Below are 14,946 nucleotides of genomic sequence, written 5' to 3'. Positions count from 1 at the left end.
TTATAGAAAAATAACATTTATATGGTAATCTTTAAGAAAAATTGAGTTCAACCATTCATATATATTTGGATGAACAAGTGTAAAAAGTAAACTAGAACCGTTTCTTGATTAAATTGAGGTGAAGATGTTGAAAAGCAACTCTAAGGTGTTAATTTTAACCGCAAAGTATGGCAATGGTCATGTCCAAGTTGCCAAAACATTAGAAAAAAAGTGTAAAGAATTGGGCTATAAAGAAGTGATTGTATGTAATCTTTACTCAGAATCATTTCCTATTTTTTCAGAAATAACCCAATATTTATACCTAAAAAGTTTTTCCATTGGTAAACAGTTTTACAGACTTTTTTATTACGGAGTAGACAAAATTTACAATAAACGCATGATGAACTTATATTTTAAAATGGGTCATAAAAGGCTGCATCAAATTGTAACTAGCGAACAACCAGACATGATTATTAATACTTTCCCTATGATTGTTGTACCTGAATATCGAAGAAAAACTGGAACTGTTATTCCGACGTTTAATGTATTAACAGATTTTTGTTTACACCGCATTTGGGTACATGAAAACATAGATAAATACTATGTTGCAACAAATCATGTAAAGGAGAAGTTACTACGATTAGGTATCAATCCTAGCATGATAAAAGTAACTGGAATACCTATTCGTTCACAATTCCAAGAGAACCTGAATGTAATTGACATTCACAATAAATATCATTTAGATCCAACGAAGAAAATCCTTCTCATAATGGCAGGAGCTCACGGTGTTTTAAAGAATGTCAAAGAGCTGTGTCAGTCCTTTATTTCAAAGAGTGATCAGATTCAAACCGTGATAGTATGCGGAAATAACACCTTACTGTTCGAAAGTTTGCAACCTCTAGCCGAGGCATACCCACAAGCATTAAAAGTATTAAGCTACGTAGAGCGAATTGACGAGTTATACAGGGTTGCAGCATGTATGATTACCAAACCAGGCGGTATTACATTAACAGAAGCCACTGCACTAGGTGTACCTGTAGTTCTTTATAAACCTGTTCCGGGACAAGAAAAAGAGAACGCTCATTATTTTGAACAAAATAATGCAGCGGTTGTCATAAACCAAATTGAAGATATAGTGAAAGAGGTGACAACTTTATTATCGGATGAAACAAGACTTCAAGAAATGAAAGCCAACATAAAAAAAATTCATGTTTCATATTCAGCAGATTTAATACTAGAAGATATGGTAAGAGAGTGTGAATATATTAGAAATAAAAAAATGATGATTGGTTCTGTAAATTATTGAGTTTAATCCTTGGGTGATTTGGTTTATCTAAAAACCTGGAGGCTAAAAATGGACACAAGTACTCATATCACAATGGGCTTTGGTTTGGCAGGTTTAGCTTACTTAGATCCAACTGTTTCCTCTAATCCAGATCTCGCAAATGCTGTATTGCTCGGAACCGTTTTAGGTTCTAATGCACCTGATTTTGATTATATTATTAAGCTTGTTAAGGGAAACGGAATGTATACAGAGCATCATCGTGGACTCTCCCATTCAGTGCCTGCTCTAATCCTATGGTCGATTTTTGTTTCCGGAGTTGTATTCATCCTCCAGCCAAGCGTCCAGTATTTCCCTCTATTTTATTGGACACTTATAGCCGTTATCCTTCATGTTTGTTTTGATATGATGAATGCTTATGGAACACAAGCTGGTAGACCATTTACAACTAGATGGATTTCATTCAACTTTATCCCTTTATTCGACCCCATGATTATTGGTGCTCATTTTATAGGTTTCAGTTTTTGGTTTTTTGGGTTTCATCCTGGTTTAACTTTTGCCATTATTTATTTTGTTATTTTCATCTATATTTTCATACGTTATGAACGTTTCAGAAACAACAGGAAGTACATTATGGATCAAACTAAAATGGAAGGTATATATACTTTAATTCCTCGTGTTTGGATCCATAAGTGGGATGTCGTTCTAGAAACTGAATCTACATACTATGTAGGTACATTAACTCACAAAGAATTACATTGGATTCACTTCATTGAGAAGCATGATCCATTCTGTCCTTACATCCTTTCATCTTTAAAAGATAAGAATGTTAAGCATTTTCTTGCAAATTCAAAGCACACCTATGCTCTCTTTGTACCTGAACCTAATGGCTATGAAGTAAGATGGATCGATTTACGATTTAGAGATAAAAATAATTACCCTTATATGGCTGTAGTAAAACTTGATAAAGATCGAAACATACTATTCTCCTTTACCGGGTGGATGAACAGGTCAAAAAAAGTGAAAAAAGATCTTATTTCTACCAATAAAGGAGCTATTCAGCTCTAAAAAAGGTCTAATGTGCTGCTAGGAATTAATACTGCCTACAAAATCATGATTCATTCTAATCTTTCAAATAAGAAAAGGCCGGTGACAATAATACGATCGTTTTCACCGGTCTTTTGATGATTCTTTTAGATAATAACAGGTACCGACTTGCTAGCCTTGTTACATGGTTCTCCTCCTAAAGAAATGACTCCGTTAACTTAGTTGTTAATTTCCGTTATAGACATTCGCTTTTCACGGACGATCCGGGAGCCTTCTCCTCGGGTGCCTGCGGGATTTCCCTTTGAGTCTCTTCACCCGCATGAATCTCCTGCCTTCCACTCCAATCAACAAAGGGTAAAAAATAACGTTAAAACATAAATACCAATAAAAAATAGAGTGAATTTAGATCTCTTGTCTTGTGAAGTAGAGAACTTTTGTAAAAACATTTTTTGAATAGTGCTAGTGCCAATCATATTTAACAGATCGACAATCTCTTGAATATCACCTGTTACCTCACCTCAAACACTAACCTATAAATAAGTTTTATCCAGCATGATATTTCTCAAGCATGAATACCCACATAAAGGAGAGAGATTGTTTTAATTCAACGGATAAATTTTTCACGAGATCTTCTTTTACGCCTTTCTTATATACCCCATATCCATCAAGTATTCTCCATCCATTTTCTATTGCCATCCTTTCAAACTCCCAAGGCATGATTGTGTGGCAAAAAGTTCGTTTTCCATACAATCTAAAAAAGCTTTCCTCACGGGGAAATGCTGTAGGCCCTAATATAGCGATACAGAATTTCCCTTGTTCCCTTAATACGCTATATACATTTTGTAACGCTCTATAAGGATCTGATGTCCATTCTAAGCAATTTATTGATAGTAGACCATCAAATGTATTTGCTTGGAACGGTAGATCTAATATGGAAGCTTCCCTAAATTGTAATCCTTCTTTCTTACGAGTTAATGCCAACTTAATCATTTCAGGTGAAAGGTCAATACCGATAACATTATACCCCCCTATCTGATTTAATTTTAATGAACCATACCCATCACCACATCCAAGGTCTAGTACATTCATTCCTTTTTGAACATACTGACTGAAAAAAGGAATGATAGATTTTCTACTTCCATTCTCCCACATATTTTCTGAATTTTGATGCCAGGACAAGGCTTTATTATCCCAATTATTATGCTCGTCATTCGACCATTTCATATTCATCGTCCCCCTTTTTTCATATAGATAATTTTTTGTAAGGAATTTTCAGAATACAATTAACGAATTTATATTTTAATTTTAGCTATTTGTCATAAAAATGAGGATAAATTTTCTGTAGGGTTAAAAGATAAAATGAAGTCACACCCTAATAGGAGGAAATATGACAAAAAAGTTTAATAAAGGTAGTCTCAATCAGAATTCACCTAGTAAAAGCAATCATGAGTTAGAGTTAGCCGAAGAACATATAGCTGGTGACAATAGCAAGGGTAACAAAAGAAACAAGGATCAAAAAGACAAAACTAGAGTAGAATAAAACGATAATCAAAAAGGGCAACGAAATCGTTGCCCTTTTGATTATTCACCTAAATTTTCAGTAGCTATAGCTCTTTCTACAGCCTCTAATGCTTCCTTCTCATCACTACCATTAGCAGTAATCTTAATTACTGTTCCTTTAGAGATCCCAAGAGACATAACACCCATAATGGATTTTAAGTTTACAGTACGACCATTTGCCTCCAGATTGACATCACATGTAAAAGAATTAACTGCATTAACTAATGCTGTAGCTGGTCTAGCATGCAATCCAGCTTCTTGAGTAATTTTAAACGATTTTTCTACCATAATTATTCCCCTTTCAATTAAATTAATAGTAGCTACATGTAGTATTATCATCATTATAAACTTTTTTCCAAAAAAGAAAACTAGTTTTATTGAATGAATTTATTTAGAGTGTATTAGCTGAAAATCTCCAAAACCCCATTAATTATCAGTTAATTGGATATTTACATAGGATCTTCTTCCCCTGTTTTTAGAAATTACTTTTTGTTTATCAATCTATGGTTTTATTTTTTGATTAACATTGTGCAATGATACAACACTTAAAATAATAATGTAGATGCAGTGTGAATGTATCCGTGTTCATTTTTTCAACAACAAAATAATCATTCTTACAATTTTCAAGCAAAAGTACATTTGATTTATTAAAATCTAAATTCTTAAGGGAAAGATCTTTCACACAGTCATAGAACCTTTGAAACTCGTAAGAATTTATACTCCGATTACACGTTAGATGTCTTGTCCATACTTTCTTATTTCCCTCATACTACCCCTCCCTCACCATTAGGACTAACTTCCTCTCAATCTCTTATTTTATTGTATGCATCTAAGTCATGCAGATTCCTTACGAATGGAAAGTTTCTGAAAGTTTTGTTAAAATATACTACATTTTCTTGACGAGGCTTACATAATTAGTGTATAGTTTAATTATCATTAAGCTGAGTATATATGATAAAAGTCATCTTATGAGAACCTATACACACTAGTACATATTTATTCTGTTTTATGATAAAATTTTTTTTAGCACCGCCTGTGCTACAGTATTAGGAGGATTAAGTACTATGCAGAATGGTAAAGTTAAATGGTTTAACAATGAAAAAGGTTTCGGTTTCATCGAAGTTGAAGGTGGAGACGATGTATTCGTACATTTCACAGCTATCCAAGGTGAGGGGTATAAATCTTTAGAAGAAGGTCAAGAAGTTTCTTTCGAAATTGTTGAAGGTAACCGTGGACCTCAAGCTGCTAACGTAACAAAGTTATAATCACTAGTATCATAATGTGATTTAACATACAACATACTAGAGTGACAGAAGCAGAGATACTCTCTGCTTCTTTTTATTTCCCCCAAATCTTTCAATTCCTATCCATGAGTAAGAGAATTATTCCCTTCTACTTGTCTTTTGGCTAATTAAAATATACTCAATAGCTTTCACATTTTGTTTAATACTTTTTTCAATTCGGCTTATTTCGTTTTGGTTAAACACATTTGCATTGTTCGCTATAAAGACTAATTTATCCAAATCTTTATAAATTTCCGAGAAAGCTCCTTTAATGGATGTATCTAAAGGCTCATTACTCATATATTTTCCTCCTTAGAATTTAATCCCACTATTTAAAATAGGTCGATAGTTTGTAATACGTGTTATATTTTTACAAGTTTTTCATCTTCTTTCATTTTACCACGACAAATGTCTTTAGGATATAAATTAAAAGTTGTTTTTTTTAACGAATATTCCTATTAAGATATCCGAATAATAATAATTGGAGGTGTTGATGAATGGATCAAATAAATCATACAGGATTAATAAGTGGTATGAACGACTTAAGTCAGCTAGAAGCAGCAGTAAAATCTGCTCAAAAAATGGTAGGTTCTGCAACTATGCAAATGGATTCTGAAGCAATGAATCATGCGAAAAAAGCTATCGATGATGCAAAGAGTATTATGAATCGCGTAAATCAAACGGGAGTAGATCAAGACCTTATTCAACAACAAGAAAAACTCTTAGATCAATGTGAACATCAATTAATAGAAGCAAAAGATTCCTAACATTTGGCTAAAGTACAAGCATGCTAAAAAACAGGGAACTTGTACAGTTCGACAGAAGGACAAGGAAAAATATCGTTCTTTACCTTTAACCCTGCCTATCTTCTCCCTGGTGATAGGTTCGGTTCTTTGTTTCAATAGCAGAACGAACGTTCCAAATTCCTTCCTTCTATTATTTCTTAAGCATTAATCTTTATGTAAAAAGTCCGCTAATAACCATTAGCGGACTTTTTACGTAAGTTTTTCACCTATCTGTTTAATTTTTTCTCCAATCGTGCATTGATTAATACAGAAAGAATGCGCGTATCTTTTCCCTTTTTCCTCACGAAAATGCTTCTTTAACAAACAATCTTCACAATACGTCTCAATTAGAACACTGATCTTTTGTATAGTTTCTTTTTTGTTCATTTCCCTACTTTTCCTCACTTATCATACTTTTACTATTTATTTGTATTCCATTAATAGCTTGAGTTGCCAATTTATCTGCTTCATCGTTATCTTTTCTTGGTATAGCTTCATAAATCGGCTTTATTTTCAGTTCAGCTAATCTTCCTTCTATCTTATCAAGCCATTTATTAAATTCTTCTTCATAACATGGCCATTCTCCAGATAATTGATTTAACACTACTTGAGAATCTCCTTTAAAAATGACAGACTGCTTACTGATACCATTGTCATGAAGCACCTCAACAAGATATGCTATTGCAGCATATTCAGCTTCATTATTTGAATCTAACCCTTCAACTTTTTCGTTCATACGAATTCTGTAACGCATTTTATTTTGAGTGAAATAGATAACCACTCCATAACCTGCATCACCTGTATGTTTTTGAAAGCCTCCATCAAAATAGGCTACTACATCGTGAGGTTCATCCACTAGAATTTCTGTTAATTTTTTTAGTTCCTTTAACGTCCAAGACTGGTCGTCCTCCGAAAAAAATGTTAGTTCTTTTACTCGCCCAGTATTCAGAAAATCCTCTGCAAATATAATGGCTTCATTCAATGTGATAAAGTCTGATGAAAGAACGGCTTCAGCTTTTTTTTTCGTTAAGTATACCCATTCAATTCTGTATTTCATAAGAAACACTCCCACATATATAATTGAATTTTCCTAATGCATATCGTTTATATAGTTACTAATGTAGGCAATATGCTATAATCATATTCGATTTAGTTTATCGCAAGTAGTCTTTATTTTATCATCCTTTTATAATTAGTAAAGGAACTAACATTACAGGATATGTAAGCAGAAAAGAACTAACACTTCTAGGATGGGGGGTTGCAAGTTATGATTGAAGTTTATGTTGATGGAGCTAGCGCAGGAGATCCAGGTCCATCTGGTGCTGGAATTTTCATTAAAGGTCATGGGAAGGCCGAAACTTATTCTTTCCCACTTGGACTAATGTCAAACCATGAGGCAGAATATGTTGCCTTAATAAAAGGGATGGAAATATGTCTTGAAAAAGGGTACTCTGTTGCTTCATTTCGAACAGATTCGCAATTAGTAGACCGAGCTGTTGAAAAAAAATATGTTAAAAATCAATTATTTTCCCCTTTTCTCCAACGCATTTTGGAATTATCAGTAGAATTTGATTTATTTTTCATTAAATGGATACCGAGTAAGGAGAATAAGGTAGCAGATCAACTAGCAAGATCGGCTATCCTTACAAATAAAGATAATGAATCGTTTTAAAAATGATACCACAGTAAAAGGTATAGTGAAATGAGAGTGATTATATGAAAAAATTATATGCCGATGGTAGCCTTCTATTTGTAGCTTTTATATGGGGGGCGACATTTGTAGTTGTTCAACAGGCAATAGCATTCGTACCACCATTATTATTTAACAGCATCCGATTTCTTCTAGCTATATTACTACTCTTACCTTTTGTTAAAAGATCGTCGCTACATAATAAACCTTCAAATACGCTACTTTTTTCAGGTATTCTTTTAGGTTTCTTTTTATTTATAGGCTATGCTTTTCAAACGGTTGGATTATTATTTACTACTTCATCTAAAGCCGGATTTATTACGGGTTTGAGTGTGATTATTGTTCCACTTTTATCTATACTTATTTTAAAGGACAAACCTAGATCCATCGTTTTTCTTAGTGCAATAATTGGAGCAATAGGGCTTTATTTGCTTAGTATTTCAGATCTTAACGGGTTAAATTTTGGTGACTTACTAGTACTTGTATGCGCAATTGGTTTTGCTCTTCATATTATTTACACTGGTAAATACGCAAAGAACTTTAACCCTTTATTCTTAACCATTACACAACTTTTAACAGTTTCAATACTGAGCTTGATTAGCTCATTGATCTTTGAAGATTATTCACATATCACCTATCATGATTTTATTCAACGTGATGTGATAATCGCTCTATTAACAACATCCTTTTTAGCGACTGCAGTAGCGTTTTTTGTCCAAACAAAATATCAGAGGGTTACTTCAGCTGCTAGGGTAGCCTTAATCTTTGCTATGGAACCTGTTTTTGCTGCCATAACGGCTTACCTCATGTTAGGTGAAAGATTAACGGAGAAAGGAATGATAGGTTGCTTATTTATTTTTACAGCTATGCTAGTTGCGGAATTACCAGGAATTCCATTTAAAAAATCAAAACCATCCTTATATGAAAAGGCTTAAAGGAAAGCTCAACATGACCAAGCTTTCCTTTAAGTTTGGTGCTATTTTACTATAAATTTATTTAGAGGTGTCATTCACACATAGAGGGTCCTTCCTATAGCAGAAAGAGCCTTGGGTACAGGCGGACTATTCTTAAAACATCCTAATTTATATGACTTATGATAAGAGCCCTAGCAGTTTAACATGTTTATATGCTTGTTTGCGGCTTTCAATTAACTCATGACTAAACATCTCCAACAAAGAGATAAAAAAAGCCCCATCGAATTCTTTTTGAATTTTTAATGTAAGCTCAATTGCAACAATTACCTTTTCGTCATTTGCCTCAGTGTAATGCTGACCAAAGTGTATAAAACCAAGAGCATCCTCACCAAGCTGGAACCCTTTTTCCTCTAAAAAATTCATGTAAGCTCTTACTGAACTATGCATTAATTTGATCATCCTTACCTTTATAATTAGTGGTTCATTATGATAAATATTTGTAAAAAAGATATGAAGAGGATATAAAAATCATATCGAATATTGTCGACATATTCTATCTTTTTTTGTATATATTTTTACAAAATGGAAATTCTAATCCATAGTTACTTTTTCCTAATTTTATTGTATAACATTCGCTAATATAGGTGGTGAAATAATGAGTAGTGAAAAAAAAGGAAATAACCGCGGTAAAAAGGCACCCAGTGTCAATCCACAAGGTTATGGAGAAGATGTAGAATTTTCTACTGAACCTAAAAGCAAGTTAGAAAATGCAGCTAAAAAGAAAAATACAAAATAAACTTGATTAAAGCTACGGAAGAATTGCTAAGCGAGAGTCTTTTAGGTTATTTACATTTAAAATAGTAAAGAAGTAAGTTTGCTGGACCTGGATGACTAAACGTTTATCATCACTTGTCGCATTATAAGCAGTTAAGCAATGAAGTATAGCGAGAGGATCATAACATCCTCTCGCCCATTAATTAAGAATAATTAGATGTTGAAACAATTATATTGCTTCTTCGATCTTCATCGACAAGTCCTTTAACAAGGTATAAATCCCTTTTAGTTCCAGTTCTTTCAACATGGTTAAAGCTTTGTCCTCATCTAATTTAAAAACAATATCTTCAATTAAACACTCAAGAGGTGCTGAACAATTAATCTCTGCTAACTCTCTTGATAAATGAAGCATTTCTAGATCATTTTCAATTTTTGATTTTTGTGACTTGGTTAGTTGGGATAAGTTATTCAATATGCCTTCTATAGATTTATATTGCGCGACTAATTTAAAAGCTGTTTTTTCACCAATTCCCTTTACTCCAGGATAATTATCACTAGAATCACCCATGAGAGCTTTTACATCAATTAACATGGTAGGTTCAATCTCAAATTCTTCTATATAAGAGCCTTTCGTATAGTGCTTATAATTGCCAATCCCTTTTTGAAAAATTAATACATCTACATTGTCATTGAGCAATTGAAGAATATCTTTATCCCCAGTAATAATTGTTACTTGGTTATCCTTTTCAAGCATTTTCGTAAGTGTTCCAATACAATCATCCGCTTCGTAGCCCTCAATCCCAATATTCTTAATATTAAATGCTTCTGTGACTTGTTTAGCTAAATCGAACTGAGGTATTAATTCTACAGGAGCTTCTGGACGATTTGCTTTATAGCCTTCAAAAAGATCATTTCGATAGGTCTTACTCCCCATGTCCCAGCAGCAGACAATATGTGATGGATTTGTATAATTAATGACAGATATTAAGTGCTTAAGAAATCCATTTAATGCATTTGTTGGGATCCCTTTACTGTTCACCATGAACTGACCATAAACTGACGTCGCAAAAAAAGAACGGAATAAAAGAGCCATTCCATCCACAATTAAAATGTTTTCTTTTTCATATACTAACACAACCTCACTTATTCTATTTAATAGAATTGCATTAAGTTAGTATACCATAATTCCCAGCCATTTTGATTGGTATATAGAGCCATAACAAAAGAAGAGAACCTAATTGCCCATATCAAGGAAGTAAGGTTCTCTAATAAATGTTGTTAATCTTTATTTTGACTACTTAATTTTTGTGCTTCGTGCTGAGCATATGATGTATATTCAGTATTAAAATCATTCTTTTTCTTTTTGTTATTATTTCGTTGTGCATTTGCATTTCCTAATTTTGTTCTACCCATTTTGGTCACACCCTTCATGTGGTTTCATCATTATAGTTCCACCGAAACAGGTTTTTATCACATTTTATGATGTGAATTTATGGATGAAAATTAGTTTTTGCCGTACTTTCTATCAACGAATTCCTTTACCATATCAATCGTAACTAACTTACGGAGAGGAACAATTCCCTTTGCTGCAAGTTCGTTCATTTCCGTCGTTACTTCATTTATTTTTTCAACTCCAAAGGGTTTAGAGTGAACACAAGCAAACACTGCTTCTTCAATTAATGCTTCTCTTTTTGCATCAAGTTTCAAAAAGGTTGTCAATTGCTGATGTTGTTTGTTACTGTGTTTAGATATTGCTTCATGAACATTACTCATTGTTTAATCTCCTCTTTTTTCCATCAACTTTATTACATGATCCTTAGGATTCCAGCAGTTAAAAGAATATGTCGGTTTTGTAGCATAATTCAATCGGCTACAATAATAAACCATTTCCCTCCCCTGTCGTTTTGCCTCAAAGTGAATACATGTTGCACATACCTTGTATTTATTCAAGGGTCTACTATCCTCCCCATGTAACAGAATATCTATAAATTCTACCATAAATGTTATCCTATATGAGAAGAAGTTGGTTCTTTTACAAGCTCAATTGTTTCCTTTATCAAAGCTTGCTGTTTAAGTAGCATATCAATATCCACGGTTTGAATATTGATAAATGAATCATACGCTTCATTTAACTGTTCCTTCATTTCTAAAAGCAGTTTAATGTGTAATTGATTAATTATTTCATGATAAAACTCAGTAAAAAGGCGTAAGTGTTGATTTAGTATTTCACTAATAGGCTCATCGAATTTTTTTTCCATATCCTCACTCATCATTTTCTTTTCATTCTTTTCAAAGAAGGCTTTTACATTTTTAAAATACTTTAATGAAGATTTCACTGAAGAGATGTGATCTTCATTAAAAATGACATCGATTTTTGGAGTTTGAATTTCCTTTGGATCCTGTATTGATATTGCTATAGAATCAGAATGCTTCTGAATGAGTTTGGTCACTTTTATTCCTTCACTTTTGAAATTCTTATAAATTACCTTCTCTATGCGCAAAGTAGTTGCCTGTAATTCTTGAACTAGCTCAAATTCAAGTCTTTTATTCAGCTCTTTCAATGCATTTTCTAATGCCTGTTGAGTAGAGTTAACCTGTTGAAACATCCCTGGATGGAAGGCTTCCTTAAAGAAATCATTGAAACGGAAAAATACCCTTTGTTTAACATAAAATAATAATTCCTTTATTTCTTGAGATACTGACGTAGAAATATGTTCACTTGTTAATTGAGTTAACTCATCTAAGACATACTTTTTTTCTTTTATTAACTTTTGTGCCTCATTTTTCTTTTTCACTTCATCCTGTTTTGCAGCTTCTATTAAAGATTCAATTCTATTTAAAAATTTTCTTAAATCCTCTTTAATTGATAAGATCGCCGTCGAAGACAGGTCATTTTGAATGAAATGCTGGAATTGGTTTTGAAAATGAGCATAATCTTCTTCTTTTTTAATGTTTCGCTCAAGTACATTTAAACTAGATATTCCATATAAACGAACATTTCGTATTTCATGAAGCAAAAATTGTTCTTTAATATAATTTTTCACCAATTTTACTTCTTCTTTATCTTTTGCTAAGTCAATAGCGTTGATGATAAAAAACATTTTATCCAGAGTAAAGGAATCTTTTACCCTTCCTAGCTGTCTTAAAAATTCTCTATCACCCTTAGAGAATGGATGATTATAATATGTCACATAAAGGATAGCATCTGCTTTTTTTATATATTGAAAAGCAACCTCTGTATGTCTCTTATGCAAAGAATCAGCCCCTGGTGTGTCAACAAGAGTTATTCCCGCCTTTGTTATTTCACAATCATAATAAACAATGACCTCTTTTACTAAACAAGCAACTTGTTCCTTAGCAACAAATTCTTTGAGGCTATCTTTATTAGATTGCACCACTAATCCATTTTTAGAAAGAGTACTATAAGTTGGTAATGCCTCTTTATATTTCTTTATCATTTCATGTTCTACATCATTTTCTCCATTTTTACCATTTAGGGTCTCTATTACCTTTGAAAGCGGCTGATCTACTAAATTGAGAGAAGGAATTGATTCTAAAATATCCTCTCTTATTTCATGCTCATCTTTTAGCAAAACCTCAACTAATCCATGATATTTCTCGCTCGTTGTCGGTGCAATTTTATTAATCGTAGCTGTCGTAGGTGTAGGTGATGATGGTAACAAACGATCTCCGATTAATGCATTTGCAAAGGAGGACTTACCCGCGCTAAAAGCTCCAAATAACGCGACGGTATATGATCTTTTCTTAAAGTTTGAAACCTTGGATTTAAGAAGCTGAGAAATTTGATTAAAACCTTGTAAGAAATCAAGACTAACTAAGAGCTGTTCTGTCTTTTCTATAAACAAATCTTGGTGATCGCTAAGATCCTCTGTTTTTTGAGTAAAATCTTCCGTGTAATCGGTATCTTTTTTTTCTATATTGAGTAATTCAATCTTTTTTTCACTTTGAGTATATAGCTGATTTTCTGCCAACCAATCAGTAACATCACGTAAACTAGATTGATTTTCTTCTATAATTTGCTCTAAGATATGTTGGTACTTTATATGCTCTAGTATTGCGTCAATTTGAGACTGAAGTGATCTTATTTCTTTTTCACTGTTACACAAATTCAACTCATATTCTTCTACATTCTGTTGACGTTCTTGTTTAATTGAATCAAGTATTTTCTCAAGGATTACCAATACTTCTTGTTTACTTCTTCTCTTAATAACATCGCTCACGTCACTTGAATAGGTAAGAATATACTGATTGTTATAAGAAGCACCTTCTTTAAAGGCTTCCTTGAGGATCTCTTCTTCAATACTAATAGTAAAGTTTTGTACCTTACTGATAATTGCAGAATCAATAATCTGGTAAGATTCAACTAATTCTTTAACTAATGGTTGTAGATGCCATAAAATTTGTGTTTCTAGATTTTTCTTTAATGACTGAAATAAATCATTTTTTCTATTGTCTTTTTCCAGCTCTGTCTTCCCTTTTGAAAAAATAAAACCTACTTTAAATGAGGGCTCTAAGGATTGTAGGTAACTAGCTACTAACTCCCTCGTTTCGTATGGAATTAAATTTGCACTTTTTAAGATAGATTCCATTTTCTCTTCCATGTCGACCTTAATGTTCTTTATTTTTTCTTTTTCTAATTGAAGCAATTTTTGTGCAGATTCTTTGTTTTTGGTATGGATGTTCATTTCTTCAATTAACTCATCCATTTTCAATTGTTCAATACCTTTTTCTTCTTTGTTTTGAATGAGATGGTCCTTAATAATAAATTTTATTGACTGAAATAAGCTCTTCTCGATTTGTTTATCTTTCTGCTCAATTACTGCTTTTATTAATTCCTGTACAGTTTCTAACTCATTTCTAGGATGAGTATCCTCCTTTAAGGTTGTAAAGAAGATGTCCTTCCTATTCAAATTCATTTCTTCAAATGAAGTAAAGATTTGTTCCTGAAAATGATTGAAGGATACTTCTTTTTCTTCATGCTTATCAATTTGATTAACAATAAGAAATACTACTTTCTCTCTCTTCTTCATTTCAGAAATAAAATGGAGGTTTTCTTCAGATTGAACGTGATTATAATCGGTAACATAAAAAATAACGTCAGCTAAATGAAGCATCGACTCAGTGGATTGCTTATGAGCATAATCTGTAGAATCAATACCTGGAGTATCCATAATGACAACGTCCTTTGTAAGTCGTTCATAAGGCTTCTGAATAGAAATTCTCTCCACATCATCACCTTGTTTACAATACTCTTTCACCTGTTCAACTGTGTATTTATTATTCAAATGAATTTTTTCTTTATTCTTTGTAAAAAGAGTGACTTGATTTTCCCCTGTTTCTAATAAGACAAGGTTTGCACTAGTTGGAATTGGGCTAGTTGGTAAAATTTGTTCATTTAACAGTTTATTAATCATGGACGATTTCCCAGCAGAAAAATGTCCAGCAAATGCTACATATAACTTTTTATCCTTGAATTTATTTGCAAGTTCTAAAAGCTTAATCGCGTTTTGTTCATCCCTATTTCTCATTTTTTCATGTAAAAGTATAATTTTTTGTAAAAGCTCCTCAGATTTTGTTTCAATTATCATAATTATCCCCTTTATCTGACTTA

18 protein-coding genes are annotated in these 14,946 nt (G+C 32.7%); 8 read left to right on the top strand and 10 right to left on the bottom strand.

The window, feature by feature from the left end:
- The first annotated feature begins 127 nt into the window (after window positions 1-127).
- Window positions 128-1,285: a diglucosyl diacylglycerol synthase gene (locus A9C19_RS08090; RefSeq protein WP_072579471.1), complete on the top strand. Its 1,158-nt coding sequence runs from the start codon at window positions 128-130 to the stop codon at window positions 1,283-1,285.
- A gap of 48 nt (window positions 1,286-1,333) precedes the next feature.
- The gene (locus tag A9C19_RS08085) at window positions 1,334-2,329 is read left to right on the top strand and encodes a metal-dependent hydrolase (RefSeq protein ID WP_072579470.1); all 996 of its coding nucleotides are present in this window, start codon (window positions 1,334-1,336) and stop codon (window positions 2,327-2,329) included.
- 522 nt (window positions 2,330-2,851) lie between these two features.
- Here the strand turns inward: A9C19_RS08085 and A9C19_RS08080 are convergent.
- Entirely contained in the window at window positions 2,852-3,532 is a 681-nt protein-coding gene (locus tag A9C19_RS08080) for a class I SAM-dependent methyltransferase (protein ID WP_072579469.1), read from the bottom strand.
- Between the two features lie 163 nt (window positions 3,533-3,695).
- Between A9C19_RS08080 and A9C19_RS21980 the strand changes: the two genes are divergently transcribed.
- Window positions 3,696-3,848 (top strand): hypothetical protein, encoded by a 153-nt coding sequence (locus A9C19_RS21980; protein WP_199445817.1) that lies wholly within the window; start codon window positions 3,696-3,698, stop codon window positions 3,846-3,848.
- Between the two features lie 41 nt (window positions 3,849-3,889).
- On the opposite strand, the gene A9C19_RS08075 is transcribed toward A9C19_RS21980, so the two are convergent.
- The gene (locus A9C19_RS08075; protein WP_072579468.1) at window positions 3,890-4,156 is read right to left on the bottom strand and encodes a phosphocarrier protein HPr; all 267 of its coding nucleotides are present in this window, start codon (window positions 4,154-4,156) and stop codon (window positions 3,890-3,892) included.
- A 776-nt stretch (window positions 4,157-4,932) separates the two neighbouring features.
- Between A9C19_RS08075 and cspD the strand changes: the two genes are divergently transcribed.
- Window positions 4,933-5,133, top strand: coding sequence for a cold-shock protein CspD (cspD, locus tag A9C19_RS08070; RefSeq protein WP_026562601.1), 201 nt, complete (start codon window positions 4,933-4,935; stop codon window positions 5,131-5,133).
- A gap of 117 nt (window positions 5,134-5,250) precedes the next feature.
- Here cspD and A9C19_RS08065 read toward each other — a convergent pair whose 3' ends face one another.
- A complete protein-coding gene (locus tag A9C19_RS08065) occupies window positions 5,251-5,451 on the bottom strand; it encodes a hypothetical protein (protein ID WP_072579467.1) in 201 nt (66 codons plus the stop codon).
- Between the two features lie 197 nt (window positions 5,452-5,648).
- Between A9C19_RS08065 and A9C19_RS08060 the strand changes: the two genes are divergently transcribed.
- Entirely contained in the window at window positions 5,649-5,918 is a 270-nt protein-coding gene (locus A9C19_RS08060) for a DUF2564 family protein (RefSeq protein WP_072579466.1), read from the top strand.
- Between the two features lie 228 nt (window positions 5,919-6,146).
- Here the strand turns inward: A9C19_RS08060 and A9C19_RS08055 are convergent, their stop codons facing one another.
- Entirely contained in the window at window positions 6,147-6,323 is a 177-nt protein-coding gene (locus tag A9C19_RS08055; protein ID WP_072579465.1) for a zinc-finger domain-containing protein, read from the bottom strand.
- Between the two features lie 4 nt (window positions 6,324-6,327).
- On the bottom strand, window positions 6,328-6,993 hold the full coding sequence (locus tag A9C19_RS08050) for a ribonuclease H family protein (RefSeq protein ID WP_072579464.1): 666 nt from the start codon (window positions 6,991-6,993) through the stop codon (window positions 6,328-6,330).
- A gap of 210 nt (window positions 6,994-7,203) precedes the next feature.
- Here A9C19_RS08050 and A9C19_RS08045 point away from each other — a divergent pair, with 210 nt between their 5' ends.
- Together A9C19_RS08045 and A9C19_RS08040 are read left to right on the top strand one after the other, a co-directional pair.
- A complete protein-coding gene (locus A9C19_RS08045; protein ID WP_072579463.1) occupies window positions 7,204-7,608 on the top strand; it encodes a reverse transcriptase-like protein in 405 nt (134 codons plus the stop codon).
- Between the two features lie 44 nt (window positions 7,609-7,652).
- Window positions 7,653-8,561 (top strand): DMT family transporter, encoded by a 909-nt coding sequence (locus A9C19_RS08040; RefSeq protein ID WP_072579462.1) that lies wholly within the window; start codon window positions 7,653-7,655, stop codon window positions 8,559-8,561.
- Window positions 8,562-8,717: 156 nt separating this feature from the next.
- Here the strand turns inward: A9C19_RS08040 and A9C19_RS08035 are convergent, their stop codons facing one another.
- Window positions 8,718-8,987: a DUF6123 family protein gene (locus tag A9C19_RS08035; RefSeq protein WP_099092750.1), complete on the bottom strand. Its 270-nt coding sequence runs from the start codon at window positions 8,985-8,987 to the stop codon at window positions 8,718-8,720.
- A gap of 208 nt (window positions 8,988-9,195) precedes the next feature.
- Between A9C19_RS08035 and sspL the strand changes: the two genes are divergently transcribed.
- Window positions 9,196-9,336 carry a small, acid-soluble spore protein L gene (sspL, locus tag A9C19_RS08030; RefSeq protein WP_072579460.1) on the top strand — a complete coding sequence of 47 codons (141 nt, stop codon included), beginning with the start codon at window positions 9,196-9,198 and terminating at the stop codon, window positions 9,334-9,336.
- 207 nt (window positions 9,337-9,543) lie between these two features.
- Here the strand turns inward: sspL and A9C19_RS08025 are convergent, their stop codons facing one another.
- The 4 genes from A9C19_RS08025 to A9C19_RS08010 all read right to left on the bottom strand — a co-directional run bounded on the left by A9C19_RS08025 (window position 9,544) and on the right by A9C19_RS08010 (window position 14,923).
- On the bottom strand, window positions 9,544-10,449 hold the full coding sequence (locus A9C19_RS08025; RefSeq protein WP_072579459.1) for a 5'-3' exonuclease: 906 nt from the start codon (window positions 10,447-10,449) through the stop codon (window positions 9,544-9,546).
- A 143-nt stretch (window positions 10,450-10,592) separates the two neighbouring features.
- Window positions 10,593-10,727, bottom strand: a complete 135-nt coding sequence (locus A9C19_RS22420; protein WP_099092749.1) for a hypothetical protein — start codon at window positions 10,725-10,727, stop codon at window positions 10,593-10,595.
- A gap of 90 nt (window positions 10,728-10,817) precedes the next feature.
- Window positions 10,818-11,087 (bottom strand): YpbS family protein, encoded by a 270-nt coding sequence (locus tag A9C19_RS08020; RefSeq protein ID WP_072579458.1) that lies wholly within the window; start codon window positions 11,085-11,087, stop codon window positions 10,818-10,820.
- Between the two features lie 230 nt (window positions 11,088-11,317).
- A complete protein-coding gene (locus A9C19_RS08010) occupies window positions 11,318-14,923 on the bottom strand; it encodes a dynamin family protein (protein ID WP_072579456.1) in 3,606 nt (1,201 codons plus the stop codon).
- Window positions 14,924-14,946 lie beyond the last annotated feature (23 nt).

The organism is Bacillus weihaiensis (assembly GCF_001889165.1).
Classification (GTDB): domain Bacteria; phylum Bacillota; class Bacilli; order Bacillales; family Bacillaceae; genus Metabacillus; species Metabacillus weihaiensis.
Note: the sequence above shows the minus strand (reverse complement) of the source record. Positions and strands in the feature narration are given on the sequence as shown.

Coding starts and splice junctions, on each gene's coding strand:
- A9C19_RS08020 (WP_072579458.1), bottom strand. CDS start 11,087: ATGAGTAATGTTCATGAAGCAATATCTAAACACAGTAACAAACAACAT.
- A9C19_RS08085 (WP_072579470.1), top strand. CDS start 1,334: ATGGACACAAGTACTCATATCACAATGGGCTTTGGTTTGGCAGGTTTA.
- A9C19_RS08035 (WP_099092750.1), bottom strand. CDS start 8,987: ATGCATAGTTCAGTAAGAGCTTACATGAATTTTTTAGAGGAAAAAGGG.
- A9C19_RS08045 (WP_072579463.1), top strand. CDS start 7,204: ATGATTGAAGTTTATGTTGATGGAGCTAGCGCAGGAGATCCAGGTCCA.
- cspD (WP_026562601.1), top strand. CDS start 4,933: ATGCAGAATGGTAAAGTTAAATGGTTTAACAATGAAAAAGGTTTCGGT.
- A9C19_RS21980 (WP_199445817.1), top strand. CDS start 3,696: ATGACAAAAAAGTTTAATAAAGGTAGTCTCAATCAGAATTCACCTAGT.
- A9C19_RS08050 (WP_072579464.1), bottom strand. CDS start 6,993: ATGAAATACAGAATTGAATGGGTATACTTAACGAAAAAAAAAGCTGAA.
- A9C19_RS08055 (WP_072579465.1), bottom strand. CDS start 6,323: ATGAACAAAAAAGAAACTATACAAAAGATCAGTGTTCTAATTGAGACG.
- sspL (WP_072579460.1), top strand. CDS start 9,196: ATGAGTAGTGAAAAAAAAGGAAATAACCGCGGTAAAAAGGCACCCAGT.
- A9C19_RS08080 (WP_072579469.1), bottom strand. CDS start 3,532: ATGAAATGGTCGAATGACGAGCATAATAATTGGGATAATAAAGCCTTG.
- A9C19_RS08010 (WP_072579456.1), bottom strand. CDS start 14,923: ATGATAATTGAAACAAAATCTGAGGAGCTTTTACAAAAAATTATACTT.
- A9C19_RS22420 (WP_099092749.1), bottom strand. CDS start 10,727: ATGGGTAGAACAAAATTAGGAAATGCAAATGCACAACGAAATAATAAC.
- A9C19_RS08060 (WP_072579466.1), top strand. CDS start 5,649: ATGGATCAAATAAATCATACAGGATTAATAAGTGGTATGAACGACTTA.
- A9C19_RS08065 (WP_072579467.1), bottom strand. CDS start 5,451: ATGAGTAATGAGCCTTTAGATACATCCATTAAAGGAGCTTTCTCGGAA.
- A9C19_RS08075 (WP_072579468.1), bottom strand. CDS start 4,156: ATGGTAGAAAAATCGTTTAAAATTACTCAAGAAGCTGGATTGCATGCT.
- A9C19_RS08040 (WP_072579462.1), top strand. CDS start 7,653: ATGAAAAAATTATATGCCGATGGTAGCCTTCTATTTGTAGCTTTTATA.